Raw genomic sequence first — 25352 nt, forward strand, 5'->3', positions numbered from 1 at the left:
GCCCTCCGGCCGCCCCCGGAGGGCGGGGCCCCTGCTGTCCGGGGGCGGCCGGACAGCAGGGGCTCGTTCGTCCGGGCCGCTCCACCATCCCCCGCCTCACCGTCACCGACGACCGCGCCTCGAACGTGATGTGCGACCGCACCACCCTCGACCCCGGCCAGAGGTTCACCGTCCGAGGACCGCCGCGCCTACGACACGACGTCCTTGCGGGTGAACCCCCGGAAGGCCAGCGCCAGCAGCACCACCGCGTAGGACAGCGACAGCGAGACGCCCTGCACCATGCCGCCCCACTCCATCCGCGGCTGCAGGGCGTCCGCCCACGCGTACTGCCAGTGCGCCGGCAGCCAGGCCCGCAGGTCCCCGAGCGCCGTGATGGCGTCCAGCACCCCGGTGATGATCGAACCGAACACCGCCCCGCCGACCGCCCCCAGCGGCGCGTCCGTGGCGGTGGAGAGCCAGAACGCCATCGCGGCGATCACGATCTCGCTCAGGAACACGTACACCACCGCGACCGCCAGCCGGGGCAGCGCGTCCCCGGCGGTCAGGCTGGCCCCGGCGGGCAGCTGGAGGTCCCCCCAGCCGTACGCCACCGTGCCGACCAGCAGCCCGACCAGCGGCAGCAGCGTCACGGCCGCCGCCGAGAAGAGCAGCCCCACCAGGAACTTGCGCAGCAGCAGCCGCGCCCGCGGCACCGGCGCGGCCAGCAGGTAGCGCAGCGAGGACCAGCTGGCCTCGGAGGCCACCGTGTCGCCGCAGAACAGCGCGACCGGGATGACCAGCATGAAGCCGGTGCCCATGAAGAGCATGGTCGCCGCGAAGTTCGGCCCGGACGAGGTGGCCAGCTCGATGAACGTGGTCCGGTCGGTCCGCCCAGGGGTGCCCGCGACCGCGAACGCCGCCAGGACGAGCAGCGGCATCGCGGCCAGCACCCCGCCGATCACCAGCGTCCGGCGCCGCCGCAGCTGACGGACCACCTCGACCCGGAACGGCAGCGTCCGCCCGGCCCGGTAGCCGGCCGCATGGTCGGCCGACACCCCGGCACCGGCCGGCCCAGCACCCACGGCACTCACGCCGCACCTCCGATCAGCGACAGGAACGCGTCCTCCAGCCGGCGCTGCGGCCCGGCCGACTCCACCGGCACCCCGAGCCGCACCAGCTCGGCGAGCAGTTGGCTGCCCGCCATGCCGTCCAGCCGGACCAGCAGTCCGCCCTCGACGGCCTCGGCCGAACCGACCCCGTCGAGCGAGGCCACCTTGTCGGCCGCCGCCGCCAGCTCCGCCGCCCCGAACGAGGCGTCGGTGCCGATCAGCAGCTGCGCGCCGGCGCCGACGATCTCCGCGACCGCGCCGGTGGTGACCAGCCGGCCCCGGTCCATCACCACCAGGTCGGTGCAGCTCTGCTCGACCTCGGACAGCAGGTGGCTGGAGACGATGACGGTCCGCCCGGCCGCCGCGTACCGGATCATCACCTCGCGCATCTCGCGGATCTGCGGCGGGTCGAGCCCGTTGGTCGGCTCGTCGAGGATCAGCAGGTCCGGCAGGCCGAGCATGGCCTGGGCGATCGCCAGGCGCTGCCGCATGCCCTGCGAGTAGGTGCGCACCGCCCGGTCCAGCGCCTCGCCGAGCCCGGCGATGGCCAGCGCCTCCTCCAGGTGCGCGTCCGCCTCCGGACGGCCGGTGGCCTGCCAGTACAGCCGCAGATTGGCCCGCCCGGTGAGGTGCGGCAGGAAGCCCGCGCCCTCGACGAACGCGCCGACCCGGGAGAGCACCGGAGCGCCGGGCCGCACCCGGTGACCGAAGATCCGGATCTCGCCGGCGTCCGGGCGGATCAGGCCCATCAGCATCCGCAGCGTGGTGGTCTTGCCCGCGCCGTTGGGGCCGAGCAGGCCGAGCACCTGGCCCTGCTCCACCCGGAAGCCCAGGTCGCGGACGGCGTACCGGTCGGCGGCACCCTTGTAGCGCTTGCTCAGACCGGTGATCTGCAGCGGTACCCCGGCCAGCGCCGGATCGTACGCCGGTCCGTGCGCCCGGCGCGCGGCCCGGGCCGCGCGCAGCCGGGGCACCAGCACCAGCGCGGCGGCCAGCGCGAGCGCCACCAGCGGCAGCACCCAGGTCCGGGAGGGCAGCGGCGCCGCCTCGGTGACCAGCCCGTCCACGGTCGGCAGGGTCACCGGGCCGGTGACGGCCGCCCGGTAGGTGGCGGGCTCGACGGGCGAGGCGTACGCGAGGTCGGTCGAGGCGAGCACCAGCCGCAGCCGGTGCCCGGCGTCGAAGGTGTGGTCGACGGCGGGCAGCGCCACCGTGACGGTCCGCCCCTCCGGCGCGTCCGCCCCGGTCACCCGCAGCGGCGCGGACAGCTGCTGCGGCAGGCTCTGCTTGCCGTCGGGGGCGACGTCGTACAGCTTGGCGAAGAGCACCGCGTCGGGCCGGTCCGCCCGCACCCGGACCGGCACGGTCGGCTGTCCGGTCAGGTGCACCGAGCCGTCCAGCGGCGCCGACTCGAAGGCGGCGAACTGCCCGGGGAAGTCCAGCGACAGCCCGGCGCCCAGCGAGGACGCCTGGCTGAGCGCGCCGCCGAAGCCCGGCAGCGCGGAGACGTTGGACGGCGAGCCGCCGGGCGGGTTGGCGAAGGCCTGCTCGGCCTCACCGCTGGGCGCCTTCAGCTCGAACTGCCGCGAGCCGGTGCCGCCGAGGCCCGGGTAGGCGTCCGCGGTGGCCCCGCGCAGCACCGCCTGGAAGCCCGTCGAGTCGACCCCGCCGGTCCGGGTCACCCGGAACGCCGCGCCGGTGTCGCCCCCGTCGCCCTTCGGTCCGCCGCCCTTCAGGTAGTGGTCGAACCACCCCACCGTCCGGGCGTCCACCCGGTCACTCGTGTCGGTCGCGCCGTCGTGCCCGCCGGCGAACCAGTCCACCGCCACCGGGGCGCCGTTGGCGGCCACCGCCCGGGCGATCGCGTCGCCCTGGTCGAGCGGGAACAGCGAGTCCTGCTGGCCCTGGATCACCAGCGTGGGCGCCTTCAGCCGCTCGGCGACCGAGGACGGGCTGGAGCGCTCGAGCAGCGCGACCGCCTCCGGGTCGGCGCGCCCGGAGGTCGCCACCCGGTCGTACATCCTGCACAGCTCGTCCAGGAACCGGCCGCAGCCGACCTGCCCGCCGCCCTGCTCGGGCGCCAGGGCCGGCCGCGCCGCGCCGCCGGAGGGTCCGAGCTCGCCCACCGAACCGGTGGTGAAGAAGATCCCGGCCCACAGCTTCTTGAACACGCCGTCGGTCGCGCCCGAGCCCTGCACCCCCTGCGGGAACAGCGCGTCGGCCAGGTTCCACCAGGTGATCGCGCTGGCCACGGCGTCGATCCGGCTGTCGTACGCCGAGCCGAGCAGCGCCACCGCGCCGCCGTACGAGGCGCCGGTGATCCCCACCCGGGGGTCGCCGGGACCGTCCAGCCGCACCTCGGGGCGCTGGGCCAGCCAGTCGACCAGGTGCTTGACGTCCTCGACCTCGCGGTCCGGCGCGTTCAGCCCGATCCGCCCGCCGGAGCGCCCGAAGCCGCGCGCCGACCAGGTCAGCACCGCGTATCCCTGCCGGGCGAGCTCCTGGGCGCGTTCCCGCTCGCCCTCCTTGGAGCCGCCGAAGCCGTGCCCGAGCAGGACGGCCGGGCGCGGGCTGTCGCCGGTGGTGAAGAAGGAGGTGTCCAGCTGGACGACCTGCGCGCTGCCGGGCGTCTCGGGCATCGCGAGGAAACGATCCTCCTGCCGGACGGACTGCTCACCGCCGGCCGCGACGGCCACCGCCGTCCCGACCCCGGCGACGGCCACCAGGGCCACCGCCCCGGCCACCAGTCTCCGTCCGGCGGCCGTCCCACGGCCTCGCCACCGGCGCCACGCCCCACCGAGCTCCATGGCGGTGATCGTAGCCGCCCCCGGAGTAGGCGTCCGATAAAACCACCGGCTCCACGAACGCCGCGGAAACCTACAGCCCGCGGGTCATCGTCCGGTGCGGGATGCCGGCGTCCGGGTACTCCGGCCCCTCCGCGGTGTACCCCAGGCGCTCGTAGAACCCGAGCGCCTGCACCTGGGCGTGCAGTTCCATCTCGCGCGCCCCGCGCGCCACCCCCGCGGCCTCGACCGCCCGCACCAGCTCCGCGCCGAGCCCGGTCCCCCGGGCCGCCTTCAGCACCGCGAGCCGCCCGAGCAGCACCCGCCCCTCGATCCCTCCGGTGATCCCCAGCGCCTGCTCCCCGAAGATCAGCCGCGCGGTCCCGACCGCCGCACCGTCCGGGCCGAGCGCCAGCAGGTGCTCCGCGGTGGAGTCGAGGTCGTCCCACTCCTCCTCCTCGGCGATCCCCTGCTCGGCGATGAAGACGTCCCGGCGCACACCGTGCACCAGCGCGAGGTCGGCCTCCCCCTGCGCCACCCGGATCGTCACGGCCATTCCCGTCCCCCTCAGCTCTCCGAGGCGATGATGTCCAGCGCCTTTCGCAGGTCCGCAGGATACTCGCTGGCGAACTGCACCCACTCGCCGTCCGCCGGGTGCTCGAACCCGAGCGACACCGCGTGCAGCCACTGCCGGGTCAGGCCCAGCCGCTTGGCGAGCGTCGGGTCGGCCCCGTAGGTGAGGTCGCCGACGCAGGGGTGGCGCAGCGCGGACATGTGGACGCGGATCTGGTGGGTGCGTCCGGTCTCCAGCTTGATGTCCAGCAGCGAGGCGGCCCGGTAGGCCTCGATGAGGTCGTAGTGGGTGACCGACGGCTTGCCCTCGCGGGTGACGGCCCACTTCCAGTCGGAGCTGGGGTGGCGCCCGATCGGGGCGTCGACGGTGCCGCTGAGCGGGTCCGGGTGGCCCTGGACGAGGGTGTGGTACTTCTTCTCGGTCACCCGGTCGTGGAACTGCCGCTTGAGGTCGGTGTAGGCGCGCTCCGACTTGGCCACCACCATCAGCCCGGAGGTGCCGACGTCGAGCCGGTGCACGATGCCCTGGCGCTCGGCGGCGCCGGAAGTGGAGATCCGGTAGCCGGCCGCGGCCAGCCCGCCGATCACGGTGGGGCCGGTCCAGCCGGGGCTGGGGTGCGCGGCGACGCCGACCGGCTTGTCGACGAGCACGATGTCCTCGTCGTCGTGGACGATGCGCATGCCCTCGACCGGCTCGGCGACGATCCGCACCGGCGCGGCGGGCGCCGGGATCTCGACCTCCAGCCAGGAGCCGGCGGTGACCCGGTCCGACTTGCCGGCGACGGCGCCGTCGAGCGTCACCTTCCCGTCGGCGGCCAGCTCGGCCGCCTTGGTCCGGGAGAAGCCGAACATCCGGGCCAGGGCGGCGTCGAGGCGCTCGCCCTCCAGGCCGTCGGGAACGGGGAGGCTGCGGATCTGCGCTGCGGTACTCACCCGTACGAGTATGCCGGACGCGCGCCGCCCCGCCGGACGCTCCCGGGTGGCGCGGGGGTGCTACTCGGCCTTCTCGCCCTTCTCGGCCTTCTCGCCCTTCTCGGTCTGCTGGTGCACGGTGCCGTCCGGGTTGCTGCCGCGGAAGGAGAGCAGGACGACGAGGATGCCGCCGCAGACGATCGCCGAGTCGGCGAGGTTGAAGACCGCGAAGTGCTGGACGGAGATGAAGTCCACCACGTGCCCGCGGAAGACGCCGGGCGAGCGGAACAGCCGGTCGGTGAGGTTGCCGAGCGCCCCGCCGAGCAGCAGGCCGAGCGCGATCGCCCAGGGCAGGCTGTACAGCCGCCGGGCGATCCGCCAGATCACCACGATGACGGCCGAGGCGATCATGGTGAAGACGACGGTCAGCGCCTGCCCCATGCCGAAGGCGGCGCCGGAGTTGCGGATCACCTGGAAGGTCACCACGTCGCCGATCACCTTGATCGCCGCGTGGTTCTCCAGCCGGGCCACCACCAGCAGCTTGCTGCCGAAGTCGATCAGGAAGGCGAGCAGGGCCACGATCAGCAGCACCCCGACCCGCCGGGGTCCCTTCGGCTCCTCGGCCTGCGCGGTCTCCCCGGACTCGGCCGGCCCCTCGGTCCGCACCGACGCCTCCGGCTGGACCGGCGCCTCCGGCCGCGCGGGGGCCTCCGGCCGAACGGGCGCCTCCCCGTCGGCCGGGACGGCCCCGGCCGCGACATCGGCGGGCGTCGGGACGGACTCGTCCCGGGTCTGGGGGGAACCTTGCGTACTGATGATCCGCTCCGCTGCCGTGACGTGGGGGGCCGAGGCCGGTGGGACACCCGGTCCGGCGAGGGATCGGGCGACGTTACGGGGTCGAGCCTACGGCAAGCCCGACCCCCCGCGTCGCCCCGGTCGGCCGCCCGGGAGCCGTCAGCGCCGTTCCTGCTTCGCCTTGCACTGGACGCACAGCGTGGCCCGCGGGAAGGCCTGCATCCGTGCCTTGCCGATGGCCTGTCCGCAGGACTCGCACGTGCCGAAGCCGACCCCCTCCAGCCGGGCCAGCGCGTGCTCGGTCTGGGCGAGGCTGTCACGGGCGTTGTTGGCCAGCGCCAGCTCGCTCTCCCGCGAGATGTTCTTCGTACCGGCGTCCACCTGGTCGTCGCCGGCTCCGTCGTTGGAGTCACGCATCAGACCGGTGATGGCGGCCTCGGCCGCGCCGATCTCGTGCTGGAGCCGGTCGATGTCGCTGAGCAGCTCCGCGTGCAGCTCGTGCACCTCCTCGGAGGTCCACGGGTCCTCGCCGGGCCGGACCGGCAGCTCGGCCGGGTCGACCGACTCGGCACCGCCGCCGGCGGGCCGGGCGGTGGTCCCGGCCGCGGCCGGGGTACGGGTGCGGCCCGGGGCCACGAGGGTGGTGTCGGTGGTGTTCTTGCGCCGTGCGGTAGTGGTCACGGTCCCCTCCCCTGGGTCGCCTGCCACGGCCTTGCGTGCCCGCTTGGTGGCGGTACCCGCGCCGGTTGCCTTCTCAGCCATGGCTTCGACCCCATCTACGAACGAATCGAGCCGCCGGTTCCCGGCGGCCTCCAGTGCCGGAACGATAATCCCGATCAAAAACGGTCACAACATGACATACCGACGTCTCACAATGATCCCACCCGGCCAGACGCCACAGGCGCCACGCCCGGCACGCCGAACAGAGTTGTGCCCCCCGCCCCGGCGCGCCGAAACCGACTTGCGACGGCCGATACACTGGGCCTGCAAGGCGCAGATGGGGACGAGTACCGCAGTACGCAGCCACCAGCGACCCGGGGACGGTGCGAGCCCGGGGGTGTGCACCGCGCGAAGATCACCCCGGAGCCGCCGGAAGAACGGTCCGCGACCTCGCTCGTCGGCCCACTAGACCCGGCAGCAAGCCCAAACAAGAGGGCCGCAGACAGTGCCGCGGCCAAGGAGGGTGGTACCGCGGGACGGCACGCCGTCTCGTCCCTCCGTCGGATCCCGTCCATGCATCCGCCGGAGGTAGACGCCCGCGATGAGTACCTACAACCCCGTCCCCGCGCAGGTCGACCTGCCCGCCCTCGAACACCGGATCCTCTCCTTCTGGCAGGACAACAAGGTGTTCCAGCGCAGCCTGGAGCAGTCCGAGGGCCGCCCGGAGTGGGTCTTCTACGAGGGCCCGCCGACCGCCAACGGCATGCCCGGCGCCCACCACATCGAGGCCCGCGTCTTCAAGGACGTCTTCCCCCGCTACCGGACCATGAAGGGCTACCACGTCGCCCGCAAGGCCGGCTGGGACTGCCACGGCCTGCCGGTCGAGCTGGCCGTCGAGAAGGAGCTGGGCTTCTCCGGCAAGCAGGACATCGAGGCGTACGGCATCGCCGAGTTCAACGCCAAGTGCCGCGAGTCGGTGACCCGCCACACCGACGCGTTCACCGAGCTCACCACCCGGATGGGCTACTGGGTCGACCTCGACGAGGCCTACCGCACCATGGACCCGTCCTATGTGCAGTCCGTCTGGTGGTCGCTCAAGCAGATCTTCGACAAGGGCCTGCTGGTCCAGGACCACCGGGTCGCCCCCTGGTGCCCGCGCTGCGGCACCGGCCTCTCGGACCACGAGCTGGCCCAGGGCTACGAGACCGTCGTCGACCCCTCGGTCTTCGTCCGCTTCCCGCTGACCAGCGGCCCGCTGGCCGGCCGCGCCGCCCTGCTGGTGTGGACCACCACCCCGTGGACCCTGGTCTCCAACACCGCCGCCGCCGTGCACCCCGAGGTCACCTACGTGGTGGCCACCGACGGCACCGAGCAGCTGGTGGTCGCCGAGCCGCTGCTGGCCAAGGCGCTCGGCGAGGGCTGGGAACCGACCGGCGAGTCCTTCACCGGCGCCGAGATGGAGCGCTGGGCCTACCGCCGCCCGTTCGACCTGGTCGAGATCGAGGACGCGCACTACGTCCTCAACGCCGAGTACGTCACCACCGAGGACGGCACCGGCATCGTCCACCAGTCGCCCGCCTTCGGCGCCGACGACCTCGCGACCTGCCGCAAGTACGGCCTGCCGGTGGTCAACCCGGTGCTGGCCGACGGCACCTTCGCCCCCGAGGTCCCGCTGGTCGGCGGCCAGTTCTTCAAGAAGGCCGACGAGGCCCTGGTCAAGGACCTCCAGGCCCGCGACCTGCTCTTCCGCCACCTGCCGTACGAGCACAGCTACCCGCACTGCTGGCGCTGCCACACCGCGCTCCTCTACTACGCGCAGCCGTCCTGGTACATCCGCACCACCGCGGTCAAGGACGCCATGGTCCGGGAGAACGAGGCCACCAACTGGTTCCCCGAGAACGTCAAGCACGGCCGCTTCGGCGACTGGCTCAACAACAACATCGACTGGGCGCTCAGCCGCAACCGCTACTGGGGCACCCCGCTGCCGATCTGGCGCTGCGAGGAGGGCCACCTCACCTGCGTCGGCTCGCTGGCCGAGCTGACCGAGCTGACCGGCACCGACCAGAGCGGCCTCGACCCGCACCGCCCGTACATCGACGAGGTCACCTTCGCCTGCCGCGACTGCGGCGGCACCGCGACCCGGGTGCCCGAGGTCATCGACGCCTGGTACGACTCGGGCTCGATGCCCTTCGCCCAGTACGGCTACCCGTACCGGAACAAGGAGCTGTTCGAGAAGCGCTACCCGGCGCAGTTCATCTCCGAGGCGATCGACCAGACCCGCGGCTGGTTCTACACCCTGATGGCCGTCGGCACCCTGGTGTTCGACAAGAGCAGCTACGAGAACGTCGTCTGCCTGGGCCACATCCTGGCCGAGGACGGCCGCAAGATGTCCAAGCACCTGGGCAACATCCTGCAGCCGATCCCGCTGATGGACCAGCACGGCGCCGACGCCGTCCGCTGGTTCATGGCGGCCGGCGGCTCGCCCTGGTCGGCCCGCCGGGTCGGCCACGGCACGATCCAGGAGGTGGTCCGCAAGACCCTGCTCACCTACTGGAACACCGTCGCCTTCCAGGCCCTCTACGCCCGCACCGCCGGCTGGGCGCCGTCCGCGAACGACCCGGCCCCGGCCGACCGTCCGCAGCTGGACCGCTGGGTGCTCTCCGAGCTGAACACCCTGGTCCGCGAGGTCGACGCGGCCTTCGAGGCCTACGACACCCAGCGCGCCGGCAAGCTGCTCTCCGGCTTCGTCGACGACCTCTCCAACTGGTACGTGCGCCGCGGCCGCCGCCGCTTCTGGCAGGGCGACGCCGCCGCGCTCGCCACCCTGCACGAGGCGCTGGAGACCGTCACCCGGCTGATGGCCCCGCTCACCCCGTTCATCACCGAGCGGGTCTGGCAGGACCTGGTCGTCCCGGTCGCCCCGGACGCGCCGGCCTCGGTGCACCTGGCCACCTGGCCGGAGGCGGACGAGTCGCTGGTCGACGCCGACCTCTCCCGGCACATGGCGCTGGTCCGCCGCCTGGTCGAGCTGGGCCGGTCCACCCGTGCCGAGTCCGGTGTGAAGACCCGTCAGCCGCTGTCCCGCGCGCTGGTCGCCGCCCAGGGCTGGGACGAGCTGCCCGCCGACCTGCGCGCGCAGATCGCCGAGGAGCTCAACGTCTCCGCCCTGGAGTCGCTGGCCGAGGTCGGCGGCTCGCTGGTCGACACCACCGCCAAGGCCAACTTCCGTGCGCTGGGCAAGCGTTTCGGCAAGGGCGTGCAGGAGGTCGCCAAGGCGGTCGCCGCCGCGAACGCCGCCGAGCTCGCCGCCGAACTGCGCGCCGGGGGCACCACCTCCGTCGAGCTGAACGGCGAGAGCGTCGCCCTCTCCCCCGACGAGGTGATCATCACCGAGACCCCGCGCGAGGGCTGGGCCGTCGCCAACGAGTCCGGCGCCACCGTCGCCCTCGACCTGGCGATCACCCCCGAGCTGAAGCGCCTCGGCATCGCCCGTGACGCGATCCGCCAGATCCAGGAGGCCCGCAAGAACTCCGGCCTGGACGTCGCCGACCGGATCGTCCTGCGCTGGCGGGCCAGCAGCGACGAGACCGCGGAGGCCATCGCCGAGCACGGCACCCTCGTCGCCGAGGAGGTCCTCGCCACCGACTTCGCCGCCGGCGCCGCCGACTGGCAGTCCGACACCTTCTCCGACGACTCGCTCGGCCTCGCCTTCCAGTTGCGCAAGGCCTGACCGAACCCCTGAGGACCGCCGCCACCCCTCCCGAGGTGGCGGCGGTCCTTCGTCCCCCCGGCTCCTCGGCCAAGGGTGCCCGCAACGCGAAGCGCCCCCTCCCCGACCCCGAAGGGTCAGGAAGGGGGCGCTCGCTGCGAACAGCGCGCCTAGTTGTCGCCGTCCTCGTCGATCAGGAAGCCCCGCATCGGCGCCGGAGCCTGCTGCATCGGCTGCGGCGGCTGCGGACGCACGGCCGCCATCGGCTGGGTCATCCCGGCCGGCTGCATCTGCGGCGCACCGGAGTTGCCGCCCGAGGCCTGCCCGCCGAAGCCCGGCGCACCCGAGTTCCCGCCGAAGGAGCTCTGCCCGCCGAAGGCGGGCTGGTTCCCGCCGAACGACGGCTGGCTGCCGCCGAAGCTCGGCGACGGGCTGCTCATCGCACCGGCACCGGCCGGAGCCATCGACGACGCGGCCGGCGGCAGCGACGCGGTGGCCGGGATCCGCGGCGGAGCGAGCGAGTCGTCCGCCTGCGACTCCAGCTGGCGCAGCTGGGTCTCCAGGTAGGACTTCAGGCGCGTCCGGTACTCACGCTCGAACGCCCGCAGGTCCTCGACCTTGCGCTCCAGCGTGGCGCGGGCGGACTCCAGCGAGCCCATCGCGACCCGGTGCTTCTCCTGGGCGTCCCGCTCCAGCGCGTCGGCCTTGGCGCGGGCGTCCCGCTCCAGACCCTCGGCGCGGCTGCGGGCCTCGCCGACGATCTTGTTGGCCTCGGAACGCGCCTCGGAGATCGCCTGGTCGGCGGTCTGCTGGGCGAGCGCCAGCACCCGGGCGGCACTGTCGCCGCCGGGACCCTGCTGCTGCATCGGGGCACCCATCGGGCCGCCCATCTGCTGCGGGCCGCCCATGGGGCCGCCCATCTGCTGCATCTGCTGCTGGCCCATGCCCTGGCCCATGGGGTTGCCCATGCCCTGCGGGCCGCCGGGGCCGCCCATCGGCTGCAGCATCTGACCGCCCATCGGCTGGACCAGCTGCTGCTGGCCGCCCATGGTCTGGCCCATCTGCTGCTGCGGGCCGCCGGGGCCGCCCATCGGGCCGCCCTGGCCGGCGGGGAGCTGCGGGGCGCCGGACGGCAGGCCGAGCGGCTGGTTGCCCATCTGCTGCTGCTGCGGGCCGGGGCCCATCTGCTGCTGCTGCGGACCGCCCGGGCCCATCTGCTGCTGCGGGCCACCGGGGCCACCCTGCTGGCCGGGGACCGGCGGGCCGGATATGGCGGCCGGCACCGGGGCGCCGGGTCGGGCGTCCTGCGGCGGCTCCTTGCGCATGTTGGCCTGGTTCTGCGCGGCGGCCCGGGTCGCGGCGGCCAGCTTGGCCCGCAGGTCCTCGTTCTCGCGGAGGAGACGGGTCAGCTCCGCCTCGACCTCGTCGAGGAAGGCATCGACCTCGTCCTCGTCATAGCCTTCGCGCAGGCGGACGGTCGTGAACTGCTTGTTCCGAACGTCCTCGGGGGTCAATGGCATCTCTTCACCTCAACGTGATCGTCGGCACACCGGCATCCTGTCGCATCGCTCACCTACGACTAGGGCCGCACAAGCGAGATCAGGACATACACAATGATCATCAGTACGAAGAAGGACAGGTCGAGCGCCACGCCCCCGAGACGCAGCGGCGGAATGAACCGCCGCAGAAGCTTGAGCGGCGGATCCGTGACAGTGTACGTGGCCTCCAGGACCAGAACCATGGCCTTGCCCGGCCGCCACGAACGCGCGAACTGGAAGACCCAGTCCATCACCAACCGCACGAGCAGGAACACCAGGAAGACGGTCAGTGCGTAGTAGAGCACTGCCCACACGATCTCCATCGCGCTTCCCTCTCCCCTGTTCTCGGCCCTGCGGGCCGCTCTCCTGTCGCTAACTCACTGTCGATCAGATCCACACGTAAAGTCGTGGCCGGGTCAGCTCTGGTTGAAGAACCCACCCTCGGCGATCCGAGCCTTGTCCTCCGCCGTGACATCGACGTTAGCAGGCGACAGCAGGAACACCTTCTGCGTCACGCGCTCGATACTGCCGTGCAGACCGAAGACGAGTCCAGCGGCGAAGTCTACGAGTCGCTTCGCGTCGGTGTCGTCCATCTCCGTGAGATTCATGATCACGGGGGTCCCGCCACGGAACTGTTCGCCGATGGTACGGGCCTCGTTGTAGGTCCTAGGGTGCAGCGTGGTGATGCGGTAGGGCTCTCGTTCGTTCACGACCTTGGGCATGATCACCGGGGCGCTCTTCTCCAGGTTGTGGCGGCGTTCGGGTGTGATGGACGACACTGGGGCCATCCTCGGGGTCTCCTGGCGGATCGGGACGGCGGCCGGCACCGGCTGCGGGGTGATCGAGGAGACCGGTGCGGGCGCCGGCGCGGCCGGTCGCGGGATGTCCTCGGTCCGTCCGGTCCGGATCGGCTCGGGGTCCGCGTCGTAGTCGTCGTCGGGGTCGTACCCCTGACCGTCGTACGTCTCGTCCTCCACGAGGCCGAGGTAGACCGCCATCTTGCGCATCGCGCCGGCCATGCTCCTGTCTCCTCCGCTTGTGGTGGACCGGCTCCGTCCCGGCGGCCGGGCCGTGCGGCCCCGCCTGCGGATTCCGCGGTCCGCCCACGACGCTCCATCAGGCCGACGGCCGATCAAAGTTCGTGGATGAGGGCCGCGGAGCTGCGATCCACGGTTGGCTAGCGCTCAGATAAGCTGCTAGCTTCTGTCCTATTTTGTCCTGCAGTCTGATCTACTACCCGGTGACGTTACCCGAGGGGTGACCGCACTCCGAGTACCGCCGTTCCGACGCGCACATGTGTCGCTCCGGCGGCAATGGCCTGCTCAAGGTCACCGCTCATCCCTGCCGACACCATGGTGGCAGTCGGATGGGCGGTCCGTACGGCGGTTGCGATTTCCGCCAGTCGATCGAAGGCCGCGGCCGGGTCGCCGGCCAGCGGTCCCGCGAGCGGAGCGACCGTCATCACACCGTCCAGACGCAGCCCGGGCGTGTCGGCGATCGCGTCGGTCAGCGCCGCGACGTCCGCCGGGGCTACGCCGGCGCGGTGCTCGCCCTCGCCGTGCTCCTTGTCCAGGGCGATCTGCACCAGGCAGCCGAGGTCGGCGCGCTCGGCCTTGCGCACCGCCGCGCCGAGCGACTCCACCAGCCGCGGGCGGTCCACCGAGTGGACGTGGTCGGCGTAGCGGACCACCGAGCGGACCTTGTTGGTCTGCAGCTGGCCGACGAAGTGCCAGGTGAGCGGAAGGTTTCTGCACTGCTCCGCCTTGGGGCCGGCGTCCTGGTCGCGGTTCTCCGCGACGTCGGTGACCCCCAGTCCGGCCAGCAGCGCGGTGTCCTCGGCGGGGTAGGTCTTGGTGACGACGATCAGCCGGACCTCGTCACGCGCCCGCCCGGCGGCGGCGCAGGCGTCGGCGATCCGGCGCTCGACGACCTCCAGGTTGGTGCCCAGTTCCTCAAAACGGGCGCGCTGACCGTCCGTCAGCGCATTCAGCCAGTCCTGGTCCGGAAACCGGCCGGAGCCGTTCGGGAACGGTCCGTAGATGTCGTTCGTCATCAGTCTTCAGAGCCCAACCAGACGTAGCTCGCGAGCCGGCCGGTGCGCTGCTCGCGGCGGTAGGAGTAGTGATCGGCGGATTCGAGGGTGCAGACCGGTGACCGCACCAGTCCGGTGACGCCCGCCGCGGCCAGCTGGGCCGCGACTCCCCGCGCCACGTCCAGCGCCGGGGTCCCCCAGGAGGTCTCCGCGTACGCGGCGGGCACCGGGCCGGCGACCTCGGCGCGCAGCTGCGCGGGCACCTCGTAGCAGCGGCCGCAGACGGCGGGGCCGGTGGCGGCGGTGATCCGCCCGGGCTCGGCGCCGAGTTCCACCATCGCCCGGACCACCGCCGGGACCACCCCGGCGGCGAGGCCGGGCCGTCCGGCGTGGGCGGCGCCGACCACGCCCGCGACCGGGTCGGCCAGCAGCACCGGGGTGCAGTCGGCGGTGAGCACCGCCAGCGCCAGTGGCCGGTCGGTGACCACCGCGTCGACGGTCGGGGCCTCCCCCGCCGGCTGCCGCTCCGTCACCACGGCCACGTCCGCGCCGTGCACCTGGTTCATCCAGACCACGTCGGCCGGGTCGAGGCCGAGCGCGCGGGCCGCGATCGCCCGGTTCTCCCGGACCGAGGCCGGGTCGTCCCCCACCGCACCGCCGAGGTTCAGCTCCCCGTACGGCGAAGTGCTCACCCCGCCCCACCGGGTGGTGAAGGCGAAGTGAGCACCGTCGCGGACCGCGTGGTCGATCACTTAAGGAAATCCGGGACGTCGAGTTCCTCGGCCGGGCTCTCCACGAACGGCTGGCGGGCCGGCTGCACCTGCGGCGGCACCGGGGCGGCGGTCGCGGTGGCCGGGGCCTCGGCCGGGCGGGCCGGGGCGGCGCTCTCGCCCTCCGGACGGGAGGTCACCGAGCCGATGCCGCCGTACGACGGCCGGCCGGCCGGGCGCTCCGGGGCGCTGCCGCCGGAGGACGAGGCCGGCGGGGTGGCCGAGGCCGCGCTCGCCTTGACCACCGGCTCGCGGACGATGGCCGGCGGCTGCCCGCCGTCGAAGCCGGCCGCGATGACGGTGACCCGGACCTCGTCGCCGAGGGCGTCGTCGATGACGGCACCGAAGATGATGTTGGCCTCGGGGTGGGCCGCCTCGCTGACCAGCTGGGCGGACTCGTTGATCTCGAACAGGCCGAGGTCCGAGCCGCCGGAGATGGAGAGCAGCACGCCGCGGGCGCCGTCGATCGAGGCCTCCAGCAGCGGCGAGGAGATCGCCATCACGGCGGCGGCCTTGGCGCGGTCCTCGCCACGGGCCGAGCCGATGCCCATGAGCGCCGAGCCGGCGTCCGACATGACGGACTTGACGTCGGCGAAGTCGAGGTTGATCAGACCGGGGGTGGTGATCAGGTCGGTGATGCCCTGGACACCGGAGAGCAGGACCTGGTCCGCCGAGCGGAACGCGTCCAGCACGCTGACCTGACGGTCCGAGATGGACAGCAGTCGGTCGTTCGGGATCACGATGAGGGTGTCGACCTCTTCGCGCAGGGCGGCGATGCCGTCCTCGGCCTGGTTGGCGCGCCGCCGGCCCTCGAAGGTGAACGGGCGGGTGACCACGCCGATGGTGAGCGCGCCCAGCGAGCGGGCGATGTTGGCGACGACCGGCGCGCCGCCCGTGCCGGTGCCGCCGCCCTCACCGGCGGTGACGAAGACCATGTCGGCCCCCTTGAGGACCTCCTCGATCTCCTCGCGGTGGTCCTCGGCGGCCTTCCGGCCGACCTCGGGGTTGGCGCCGGCGCCGAGGCCCCGGGTGAGTTCACGGCCCACATCGAGCTTGACGTCGGCGTCGCTCATGAGGAGGGCCTGCGCATCGGTGTTGATCGCGATGAACTCGACGCCCTTGAGACCGACCTCGATCATCCGGTTGATGGCGTTGACACCACCGCCGCCGATACCGACGACCTTGATGACTGCGAGGTAGTTCTGCGGTGCTGCCACGTCGAAGGCCTCTCGCCTCGAATTTCCGGGTCGGCCCGATACCCCGGTGGGGACGGACCGACGGATGTCGATGGGTAGGGAGCCTGGTTTCTGACGTAATGTCCGAAATGCCGACCGCCGACCCCAACCCTAAACTTGACCTTTAGGGTTAGTGCTGTGCCTCTGTCACATCACCAGCGAACACAGTCTGGTGACACAGGACACTAGGTGGCTCCGGCCACGTGTTTCAACGAACACGCCGAGCTTCCCTTTTTCTTTTGAGCCTATGTGATCATCGACCGGCGAATGAAACCGGGGTGACCACCAAGGGTCAGGCCGACACGAAACCGCGTCAAGCCCACCCGTCGCCCGCCGCCACCTTTCGGCGACGCGCTCCGCGCGAACCCCTTGTGCACCGGAAAACCTACCGGATCATCCGGACACCGCAGGCGAGTCAGGGGCGCTCACATCGAAGTTCGTACCCTTCTGATTCAGCAGCGCCACCAGCACCCGGGCTTTTCGATCGGTCTGCTCGGGGCTCCCCCAGCGCACCGTGGCGCCGCCGCCGAGCTGCAACTGGATGTCGTCGTACGAATGCACGAGGACGGCCCCGGCCCGCTGCCGGACGTCCTGCGGCAGGCCGGCCGCCACCGTCACGGCGCCCCGCACCAGCTGCGCACGGTCGATCACCGATTCGGCGTCCAGGGCCTGCTGGCTGAGCTTCAGCTCCACCACCGGCACCCCCTCGGGGGCGGCCGGCTCGGTGGCGAAGCTCACGCCGCCCGCGTCGACCTGGGTGAACTGTCCGTCCTCGCCCCTGACGGCGGCGACCGCCTCGCGCTGGGTGACCTTCACCCGCAGGGTGTTCGGCCAGCCCCGCCAGATCTCCGCCTTCGCCACCCGGGGTATCGCCTCCACCCGGTGGCGGGCCTCGTCGAGGTCCACCCGGGCCAGCGGGCCGGAGCCGACCCCGCCGATCGCCGAGCGGACCTCGTCGGCCGTCAGCCGGTCGTCGCGCATGCCCTGCACGGCGACCGAGCGGACCTCCAGCACCGAGGAGAAGAACACCAGCCAGGACAGCGCTCCGAGGAGCACCGCGGCCAGGGCGCCCAGCACCATCACCCCCCGCCGGGAGAGCCGGAGCCGAGGAGCGTACTCCTCGGCCTCGAACTCCTCGTCGAGGGGATCGGCGAGCCGGGCGTCAGCCACGACGGCGGCCGCCCCGGGCGGCCTCGATGGCCTCGTAGACCATGCCGACCAGCAGCTCGTCGGCGTCCCGGCGGCCGAACTCGGCGGCGGCCCGGCTCATGTCCCAGAGCCGCTGCGGGTCGGTGAGCACCGGCAGCACGTTCTGCAGCACCCAGTCGGTGTTCAGCTCGGCGTCGTCGACCAGCAGGCCGCCGCCGGCCTTCACCATCGGCTGGGCGTTCAGCCGCTGCTCGCCGTTGCCGATCGGCAGCGGCACGAACGCGGCGGGCAGGCCGACCGCGGCCAGCTCGGCCACCGTCATGGCGCCGGCCCGGCAGAGCATCATGTCGGCCGCCGCGTAGGCGAGGTCCATCCGGTCCAGGTACGGCACCGGGCGGTAGGGCGGCATCCCGGGGATCTCGTCGACCTGCGGCAGCTCGTTCTTCGGGCCGACCGCGTGCAGGATCTGCACGCCGTACTGCTGGAGCCGGGGGGCGATCGCGGTGATCGTCTCATTCAGCCGGCGGGCGCCCTGCGAGCCGCCGGTGACCAGCAGGGTGGGCAGCCGCTGGTCGAGGCCGAAGTAGTGCCGGGCCTCCGGGCGGGCCGCGTTGCGGTCCAGGGTCGCGATGGTCCGGCGCAGCGGGATCCCGATGTACCGGGAGTCGCGCAGCTTGCTGTCCGGCGTGGAGACCGCGACGAAGTCGCTGTACCGGGCGCCGATCTTGTTGGCCAGGCCGGGCCGGGCGTTGGCCTCGTGCACCACGATCGGCACACCGGCCCGCTTGGCGGCCAGGTAGGCAGGCATCGCGACGTAGCCGCCGAAGCCGACCACGACGTCCGCCTTGACCCGCTCGATGATCTCCTGGGCGGCCCGGACGGTGCCGCGCAGCCGGCCCGGGACGGTGATCAGCTCGGGGGTGGGCTTGCGGGGCAGCGGGACGGCCGGGATCAGCTCCAGCTGGTAACCGCGGTCGGGCACCAGCCGGGTCTCCAGGCCGCGCTCGGTGCCGAGGGCGGTGATCCCGATGGACGGGTCATGCCTGCGGAGGGCGTCCGCGAGGGCCATGGCCGGCTCGATGTGACCGGCGGTCCCCCCGCCGGCGAGTACGACATGCACCGAAATTCACCGCTCCCTGCGTGCCGGCCCGCTGGCCGGGCGCGCTGTGGTTCGTCGTCGTGGCAGCACCCGGGCCAGCTGCTTCCTGATCCGGGAGTTCTTGCTCCGGGCGGCCAGGGCCGCCTTCGCGCCCGAGCTGCTGCGTGCCAGGCAGAGCAGCACCCCGATCGCGGACATGGCCGACAGCATGGCGGAACCGCCGTAGGAGAACAGCGGGAGCGGGACGCCCGCGATGGGCAGCAGTCCCAGCGCCGACCCCAGGTTGATCACGGCCTGCGCCATGATCCACGTGGTGGCGGCTCCCGCGGCGTACCTGACGAAGGGATCCTTCGTGCCGATGGCCACACGGATACCCGCGTAGCCTAGTGCCGCAAAGAGACCGATCACCGACAGCGTCCCCACCAGACCGAGTTCCTCGCCCGTGGTGGCGAAGATGAAGTCGGTGTGCGCCTCCGGGAGCTGGCCCCACTTCTCCACGCCCGCGCCGAGTCCAGAGCCGAACAGACCGCCGAGGCCGAACGAGTAGACGCCGTGCAGGGCCTGGAAGCAGGCCCCGGCCGGGTCGAGCTTGGTCACGCCGATGCAGGAGAGCCGCTCGGCGCGGTGCGGGACGGTGACCACCAGGGCGGTGCAGACCACGACGGCCACGCCGAGGGTGGCGACGAACAGCCGCAGCGGCGCGCCGACCATCCAGAGCAGGCTGAAGAGCATCGCGACCAGGATCATCGAGGTGCCCATGTCGCCGCCGAGCATGATCAGCGCGAGCAGCAGCAGGACGCCGGGCACCAGCGGGACCAGCAGGTGCTTCCACTGGTCGAGGGTGCCGGCCTTCTGCTTGCGGGCCAGCAGGTCGGCGCCCCAGAGCACCAGGGCGAGCTTGGCGAACTCCGACGGCTGGAACTGGAACACGCCGAAATCCAGCCAGTTCCGGTTGCCGTTGACCTCCATGCCGATGCCCGGGATCGCGACCAGCACCATGGCGCCGATCACCACGAGCATCACCGGGTAGACGATCACCCGCAGCACGGCCACCGGCACCAGGGCGAAGCCGAGCAGCAGCGCGAGGCCGAGCACGACCGCGAGCAGCTGCTTGTAGAAGTAGAACTGGGTCGAGCGGTGCTGGCCCAGGGCGAGGATCTGCGAGGCCGAGAAGACCATCATCAGCCCGAGCACGACCAGCAGCAGCGCCGTGCCGGCGATCAGCAGGTAGGGCGTGAGCGGCCGGTCCAGGGCGTACCGCACGCGGGCCCGGAAGGCCTGCAGACGGGCGACCGGACCGGCCGACTTGTAGGCGGTGGTGGTGGCCGAGATCACCCGCAAGGACCCGGCCGGGCGGCCCTTCTCCGGCACGCTCGACCCACCCACCCTGCCGCTCCCGGCCACGCCCGCTCCCCTGTTCGTCCCTCAGGGCCGGAGCCCGTCCATGTCCCCTACTGGTCCGCCAGCTCCCGGACGGCAGCGGCGAAGAGGTCGCCGCGCTCGCCGTAGTTGGTGAACATGTCCATCGAGGCGCAGGCCGGGGCCAGCAGCACCGTGTCACCCGTTCGGGCGAGTGACGCGGCCGCGCGGACCACCTCGGTCATCGCCACCGCGCCAGTCTGGCCCCCGGCCGCCTCGATCACCGGGACATCCGGGGCGTGTCGCGCCAGCGCCTCGCGGATCAGCGCGCGGTCCTCGCCGATCAGCACGGCGCCGCGCAGCCGCTCGGCCGCGCCCTGGACCAGGTCGTCGAAGGTCGCGCCCTTGGCCAGGCCGCCGGCGATCCAGACGATCGGCCGGTACGCGGCGAGCGAGGCCGCGGCGGCGTGGGTGTTGGTCGCCTTGGAGTCGTCGACGTACGTGACGCCGCCGACCACCGCGACCTCGGCGATCCGGTGCGCGTCCGGCCGGAAGGCCCGCAGGCCCTCGCGGACGGCCTTCGGCTCCACGCCGTAGGCGCGGGCCAGCGCGGCGGCCGCCAGCGCGTTGGTGATGTTGTGCGGGGCCGGGGGGTTCACGTCCTCGACCGAGCCCAGCTCGGCCGCGTTCTTGGCCCGGTCGGGCACGAACGCGCGGTCCACCAGCAGGCCGTCGACCACGCCGAAGTTCGACGGGCCGGGCGCGCCGAGGCCGAAACCGATCGCCCGGCAGCCCTCCTCGACGTCCGCCTCGCGGACCAGCGCCTCGGTGGCCGGGTCGGCCAGGTTGTACACGCAGGCGACGACGTTGCCCTCGTAGATCCGGCCCTTGTCGGCGGCGTACGCCTCCATCGAGCCGTGCCAGTCCAGGTGGTCGGGTGCCAGGTTGAGCACCGCCGCCGCGTACGGGCGCAGCGAGGGCGCCCAGTGCAGCTGGTAGCTGGAGAGCTCGACGGCGAGCACGTCGTAGGGCTCCTCGGCGAGCACCGCGTCCAGCACCGAGACCCCCACGTTGCCGACGGCGGCGGTGCGCCGGCCGGCGGCGGTGAGGATCGAGGCGAGCATCTGGACGGTGGTGGTCTTGCCGTTGGTGCCGGTGACGGCCAGCCAGGGGGCGGGCTCGCCGGTGGCGGGCAGCGGCCGGCGCAGGCGCCAGGCCAGCTCGACGTCGCCCCAGACCTCGACGCCGGCCTCGGCGGCGGCGGCGAACAGCGGGCTGCTCGGCGGCCAGCCGGGCGAGGTGACGACCAGGCGGGTGCCCTCGGGCAGGGTGGCGCCGTCGCCGAGGCGGACGGTGACGCCCTGTGCCTCCAGCTCGGCCGCGCGGGCCCGCAGGCCCTCGCCGGAGCCGCCGTCCACGACGGTGACCCGGGCGCCGAGGCCGTGCAGGACCCGGGCGGCGCTGATCCCGGAGACGCCGAGCCCGGCGACGGCGACCGGGAGTCCGGCCCAGTCCGGGGCGGTCGGTTCGGGGGTGGTCATCCGGTCACCCATCCCGCGTAGAAGAGGCCGAGGCCGACGGCCACGCAGAGGCCCTGGATGATCCAGAACCGGACCACGACCAGGACCTCGCTCCAGCCCTTGAGTTCGAAGTGGTGCTGCAGGGGGGCCATCTTGAAGACGCGCTTGCCGGTCATCCGGAAGGAGCCGACCTGGATGATCACCGAGAGGGTGATGATCACGAAGAGGCCGCCCAGCAGGACGAGCAGGATCTCGGTGCGCGAGCAGATCGCCAGACCGGCCAGCGCGCCGCCGAGGGCCAGCGAGCCGGTGTCGCCCATGAAGATCTTGGCGGGCGAGGTGTTCCACCAGAGGAAGCCGAAGCAGGAGCCCATCAGGGCGGCCGCGACCACCGCGAGGTCCAGCGGGTCGCGGACGTCGTAGCAGTTGGAGGTGGCCGAGGCCACGTAGGCGCAGCTCTGGCCGTACTCCCAGACGCCGATGAAGGTGTAGGCGCCGAAGGCCATCACCGAGGCGCCGGTGGCCAGGCCGTCCAGACCGTCCGTCAGGTTGACGCCGTTGGAGGTGGCGGCGATCAGGAAGTACGCGAAGATGACGAACAGCACCGGGCCGATCGCCCACTCGAAGTCCCGGACGAAGGACAGGTGCTCGGAGGCCGGGCGGCGGCCGGCGTTGTCGGGGAACTGCAGGGCCAGCACGGCGAAGGCGAGGCCGACGATGGACTGGCCGGCCAGCTTGGCCTTGGCCCGCAGGCCCAGCGAGCGGCGCTTGACGACCTTGATGTAGTCGTCGAGGAAGCCCACCAGGCCCAGACCGGTGGTCAGGAACAGCACCAGCAGCCCGGAGGCGGTCGGGCTCTCGCCCGTTATCGCCTTGGTCGCGAAGTAGGCCACCAGGGTCGCCAGGATGAAGGCGATGCCGCCCATCGTGGGCGTGCCCTTCTTGCTGTGGTGCGCCTTGGGGCCGTCGTCGCGGATGTACTGGCCGTAGCCCTGCCGGGCCAGCAGCTTGATCAGCGCGGGGGTGCCGGCCAGCGACAGGATCAGGCCGATCATGCCGGAGAAGAGGATCTGCTTCATTACTCGGCCGCACCGTCCGCGAGGAGGGCCTCGGCCACCTTCTCCAGCCCCACCGAACGGGAGGCCTTCACCAGCACCACATCCCCCGGCCGCAGCTGACTGCGCAGCAGTTCGACCGCCGCGTCCGCGTCGGACACCAGCACCGACTCCTCACCCCACGAACCTTCGTTCCTCGCGCCCAGTTCCATGCAGGCCGCCTCGCGTCCGCCGACCGCCACCAGCTTGGTGACGTCCAGCCGGACGGCGAGCCGCCCGATGGCGTCGTGCTCGGCCAGGCTGTCCTCGCCGAGCTCCCGCATCTCGCCGAGCACCGCCCAGGTGCGGCGGCGCTCCGGGCCGCGCCCCCCCATCGAGATCAGCGCCCGCAGCGCGGCCCGCATCGAGTCGGGGTTCGCGTTGTAGGCGTCGTTGACGACGGTGACACCATCGGCCCGGTCGACGACCTCCATGCGCCAGCGGGACAGCGCACCCGCCTGGCTCAGCGCTTCGGCGGTGTCGTCGACGGTCATCCCGAGCTCCATCGCCACCGCTGCGGCGGCGAGGGCGTTCGAGACGTGGTGCTCACCGTACAGGCGCAGCTGCACGGGTGCGGAACCGGCCGGGGTGCTCAGTGTGAAGGATGGACGTCCGGTGGAGTCCAGGCGAATGTCCTGTGCCCGGACGTCGGCGTCCGCGGACTCGCCGAAGAACACCACCCGGGCCCTGGTCCGCGCCGCCATGGCGCGCACCAGGCGGTCGTCCGCGTTGAGGATCGCCGCGCCGTCGGCGGGCAGCGCCTCGACGAGCTCGCCCTTGGCCTCGGCGATCGCCTCCTGGGAGCCGAACTCGCCGACGTGCGCGGTGCCGACGTTGAGCACCAGGCCGATCCGGGGCGGGGTGATCGAGGTGAGGTACTCGATGTCGCCCTTGTGCCGGGCGCCCATCTCCAGCACCAGGTGCCGGGTGGCGTCCTCGACCCGCAGGGCGGTCATCGGGTGGCCGATCTCGTTGTTGAGCGAGCCGGGCGGGTAGACGGTGTCGCCCAGGCGCTCGAGCAGCTGGGCGACGAGGTCCTTGGTGCTGGTCTTGCCGGCCGAGCCGGTCAGCGCGACCACGGCCGCCTCGGAGCGGCCCACCACGGTGCGGGCGAGCTTGCCGAGGGCCTCCACCACGCTGTCGACCAGCACGGCGGGCCCGTCGACCGGGCGGGAGGCCAGCACCGCGACGGCGCCGGCCTCGACCGCGGTGTGCGCGTAGTCGTGGCCGTCCACGTGCTCGCCGACGAAGGCCGCGAACAGACCGCCGGGGCGGACCTTGCGGGAGTCGACCTCGACCGGGGCGGTCACCAGGGCGTCGGGGTCGGCTCCGGCCAGGGTTCCGCCGACTGCGGCGGCCACCTCGGCGAGGGTCAGTGCGATCACGGCTGCTCTACTCCTCCGGTGCCCCGGGCGGCCGTGGTCCGCGCGATGGATTCGCGCAGCACCTCCCGGTCGTCGAAGGGGCGGATCTCGTCTCGTACGTACTGGCCCAGCTCGTGTCCCTTGCCGGCCACCAGCACGGTGTCGCCGGCCTGGGCACGGGCGACCGCCAGCTCGATCGCCTCGGCGCGGTCGGGCACCACCAGGACGGCGCCGCGCTCGGCCTCGGGCACCGCGGCGGCGCCGTTCAGCATGGTGGCGAGGATCGCCAGCGGGTCCTCGCTGCGCGGGTTGTCGCTGGTCAGCAGGGCGGTGTCGGCGAGCCGGGCGGCGATGCCGCCCATCGGGGCGCGCTTGTGCGGGTCGCGGTCGCCGCCGCAGCCGACCACCACGTGCAGCCGGCCCTTGGTGACCTCGCGCAGCGAGCCGAGGACGGCCTCCAGGGCGTCCGGCTTGTGCGCGTAGTCGACCACCGCGACGTACGGCTGGCCCGCGTCCACCCGCTCCAGGCGGCCGGGCACGCCGGGGACGGCGGCGACGCCGGCCACGGCCCGCTCCAGCGGGAGCCCGGCGGTGGCGAGCAGGACGATCGCGGCCAGCGCGTTGGCGACGTTGAACGGGCCGGGCAGCGGGACGGAGGCATCCGCCTCGGCGCCGCCGGGACCGAGCACCCGGAAGGTCGAGCCGACCGGGCCGAGCTGGACGTCCACCGCGCGCCAGTCCGCCTCGGGGGCGCCGGTGGCGGAGAAGGTGGCGACCGGGATCTTCGCCTCGGCGGCGAGCCGGCGGCCGTAGGCGTCGTCCAGGTTGATCACGCCGGCGCGGGACTTGCCGGGCTGGAAGAGCCGGGCCTTCGCCTGGAAGTAGTCCTCCATGTCCGGGTGGAAGTCGAGGTGCTCGGGGGTGAGGTTGTTGAACAGCGCGACGTCGTAGGCCACGCCGTCGGTGCGGCCGTAGACCAGGGCGTGGCTGGAGACCTCCATGGTCACCGCGTCCGCGCCGCGCTCGCCCATCACGGCGAGGATCGCGTGCAGGTCGGTGGCCTCGGGGGTGGTCCGCTCGCTCTTGATCCGCTCGTCGCCGACCCGCATCTCGACGGTGCCGATCACACCGGGGTGGCGGCCGGCGCCGCGCAGGCCGCCCTCGACCAGGTAGGAGGTGGTGGTCTTGCCGTTGGTGCCGGTGAGCCCGATCATCAGCAGCCGCTCGGACGGCCGGTCGTAGACGGCGGCCGCGAGCTCGCCCATCCGGGCCCGGGGCCGGTCGACGACCAGCAGCGGCAGACCGGTGCCGGCCGCCAGCTCGGCGCCGGCCGGGTCGGTGAGCACCGCGACCGCGCCGGCCTCGGCGGCCTGCCCGGCGAACGACGCGCCGTGGTGGTTGGCGCCGGGGAACGCCACGTACAGGTCACCGGGGCGGACCTCGCGGGCGTTGTGGGTGACCCCGGTGACCTCGGGTCCCTCGACGGGGTCGAGGCCCAGCAGGCGGGCGACCTCGGCGAGCGGCCGGGCGCCGGTCCGGGCGGGGCGGGGCGGGCTCACGGTGATTTGATCGGGTTTCGGCACGGCGGAGAGGCTATCCGCCTCAGGGCGTCCAGGGCCAAACCGGCCCTTTCCCGCACCGGCGGCCGCACCCGCACGGTCGTTGCTCATGG

The 25352-nt window shown here is 72.9% G+C and carries 20 protein-coding genes; 1 reads left to right on the forward strand and 19 read right to left on the reverse strand.

What is annotated here, in order from left to right; all coding sequences use genetic code 11:
- Positions 1–188: 188 nt before the first annotated feature.
- The 6 genes from ABTX81_RS13600 to ABTX81_RS13625 all read right to left on the reverse strand — a co-directional run bounded on the left by ABTX81_RS13600 (position 189) and on the right by ABTX81_RS13625 (position 6832).
- On the reverse strand, positions 189–1034 hold the full coding sequence (locus ABTX81_RS13600; protein WP_350544094.1) for an ABC transporter permease: 846 nt from the start codon (positions 1032–1034) through the stop codon (positions 189–191).
- Positions 1035–1066: 32 nt separating this feature from the next.
- Positions 1067–3895, reverse strand: coding sequence for an alpha/beta fold hydrolase (locus tag ABTX81_RS13605; RefSeq protein ID WP_350544097.1), 2829 nt, complete (start codon positions 3893–3895; stop codon positions 1067–1069).
- Between the two features lie 70 nt (positions 3896–3965).
- Positions 3966–4427, reverse strand: coding sequence for a GNAT family N-acetyltransferase (locus tag ABTX81_RS13610; RefSeq protein ID WP_350544099.1), 462 nt, complete (start codon positions 4425–4427; stop codon positions 3966–3968).
- An 11-nt stretch (positions 4428–4438) separates the two neighbouring features.
- Positions 4439–5377 carry an RluA family pseudouridine synthase gene (locus tag ABTX81_RS13615; RefSeq protein WP_350544102.1) on the reverse strand — a complete coding sequence of 313 codons (939 nt, stop codon included), beginning with the start codon at positions 5375–5377 and terminating at the stop codon, positions 4439–4441.
- A gap of 60 nt (positions 5378–5437) precedes the next feature.
- Complete coding sequence (gene lspA, locus ABTX81_RS13620) at positions 5438–6172, reverse strand: signal peptidase II (protein WP_502892774.1); 735 nt, start codon at positions 6170–6172, stop codon at positions 5438–5440.
- A 138-nt stretch (positions 6173–6310) separates the two neighbouring features.
- On the reverse strand, positions 6311–6832 hold the full coding sequence (locus ABTX81_RS13625) for a TraR/DksA family transcriptional regulator (protein ID WP_350544108.1): 522 nt from the start codon (positions 6830–6832) through the stop codon (positions 6311–6313).
- 580 nt (positions 6833–7412) lie between these two features.
- Between ABTX81_RS13625 and ileS the strand changes: the two genes are divergently transcribed.
- Positions 7413–10541, forward strand: coding sequence for an isoleucine--tRNA ligase (gene ileS, locus ABTX81_RS13630; protein ID WP_350544111.1), 3129 nt, complete (start codon positions 7413–7415; stop codon positions 10539–10541).
- A 149-nt stretch (positions 10542–10690) separates the two neighbouring features.
- Here ileS and ABTX81_RS13635 read toward each other — a convergent pair whose 3' ends face one another.
- From ABTX81_RS13635 to ABTX81_RS13695, 13 genes are all read right to left on the reverse strand, one after another.
- Positions 10691–12040: a DivIVA domain-containing protein gene (locus tag ABTX81_RS13635; RefSeq protein ID WP_350544114.1), complete on the reverse strand. Its 1350-nt coding sequence runs from the start codon at positions 12038–12040 to the stop codon at positions 10691–10693.
- 59 nt (positions 12041–12099) lie between these two features.
- Positions 12100–12381: a YggT family protein gene (locus ABTX81_RS13640; RefSeq protein WP_030301231.1), complete on the reverse strand. Its 282-nt coding sequence runs from the start codon at positions 12379–12381 to the stop codon at positions 12100–12102.
- A gap of 93 nt (positions 12382–12474) precedes the next feature.
- On the reverse strand, positions 12475–13077 hold the full coding sequence (locus ABTX81_RS13645) for a cell division protein SepF (RefSeq protein WP_350544118.1): 603 nt from the start codon (positions 13075–13077) through the stop codon (positions 12475–12477).
- Positions 13078–13304: 227 nt separating this feature from the next.
- Positions 13305–14111: a YggS family pyridoxal phosphate-dependent enzyme gene (locus ABTX81_RS13650; RefSeq protein ID WP_350544120.1), complete on the reverse strand. Its 807-nt coding sequence runs from the start codon at positions 14109–14111 to the stop codon at positions 13305–13307.
- Positions 14111–14842: a peptidoglycan editing factor PgeF gene (pgeF, locus tag ABTX81_RS13655; RefSeq protein WP_350544123.1), complete on the reverse strand. Its 732-nt coding sequence runs from the start codon at positions 14840–14842 to the stop codon at positions 14111–14113. The genes ABTX81_RS13650 and pgeF overlap by 1 nt, the downstream gene beginning before the upstream one ends.
- Entirely contained in the window at positions 14839–16077 is a 1239-nt protein-coding gene (gene ftsZ, locus ABTX81_RS13660) for a cell division protein FtsZ (protein WP_350544126.1), read from the reverse strand. The genes pgeF and ftsZ overlap by 4 nt, the downstream gene beginning before the upstream one ends.
- 411 nt (positions 16078–16488) lie before the next feature.
- Positions 16489–17265 carry a cell division protein FtsQ/DivIB gene (locus ABTX81_RS13665; RefSeq protein WP_350544127.1) on the reverse strand — a complete coding sequence of 259 codons (777 nt, stop codon included), beginning with the start codon at positions 17263–17265 and terminating at the stop codon, positions 16489–16491.
- Entirely contained in the window at positions 17258–18364 is a 1107-nt protein-coding gene (murG, locus tag ABTX81_RS13670; protein ID WP_350544128.1) for an undecaprenyldiphospho-muramoylpentapeptide beta-N-acetylglucosaminyltransferase, read from the reverse strand. The genes ABTX81_RS13665 and murG overlap by 8 nt, the downstream gene beginning before the upstream one ends.
- A gap of 6 nt (positions 18365–18370) precedes the next feature.
- The gene (ftsW, locus tag ABTX81_RS13675; protein ID WP_502892767.1) at positions 18371–19729 is read right to left on the reverse strand and encodes a putative lipid II flippase FtsW; all 1359 of its coding nucleotides are present in this window, start codon (positions 19727–19729) and stop codon (positions 18371–18373) included.
- A 65-nt stretch (positions 19730–19794) separates the two neighbouring features.
- On the reverse strand, positions 19795–21243 hold the full coding sequence (murD, locus tag ABTX81_RS13680; protein ID WP_350544129.1) for a UDP-N-acetylmuramoyl-L-alanine--D-glutamate ligase: 1449 nt from the start codon (positions 21241–21243) through the stop codon (positions 19795–19797).
- Positions 21240–22301: a phospho-N-acetylmuramoyl-pentapeptide-transferase gene (gene mraY, locus ABTX81_RS13685; RefSeq protein ID WP_350544130.1), complete on the reverse strand. Its 1062-nt coding sequence runs from the start codon at positions 22299–22301 to the stop codon at positions 21240–21242. The genes murD and mraY overlap by 4 nt, the downstream gene beginning before the upstream one ends.
- Positions 22301–23701, reverse strand: a complete 1401-nt coding sequence (locus ABTX81_RS13690; RefSeq protein WP_350544132.1) for a UDP-N-acetylmuramoyl-tripeptide--D-alanyl-D-alanine ligase — start codon at positions 23699–23701, stop codon at positions 22301–22303. Before ABTX81_RS13690 ends, mraY begins: the two co-directional genes overlap by 1 nt.
- Positions 23698–25350, reverse strand: a complete 1653-nt coding sequence (locus ABTX81_RS13695; protein WP_502892768.1) for a UDP-N-acetylmuramoyl-L-alanyl-D-glutamate--2,6-diaminopimelate ligase — start codon at positions 25348–25350, stop codon at positions 23698–23700. Before ABTX81_RS13695 ends, ABTX81_RS13690 begins: the two co-directional genes overlap by 4 nt.
- Positions 25351–25352 lie beyond the last annotated feature (2 nt).

Origin of the sequence: Kitasatospora sp. NPDC097605 (assembly GCF_040302725.1) — a bacterium.
Classification (GTDB): Bacteria; Actinomycetota; Actinomycetes; order Streptomycetales; family Streptomycetaceae; genus Kitasatospora.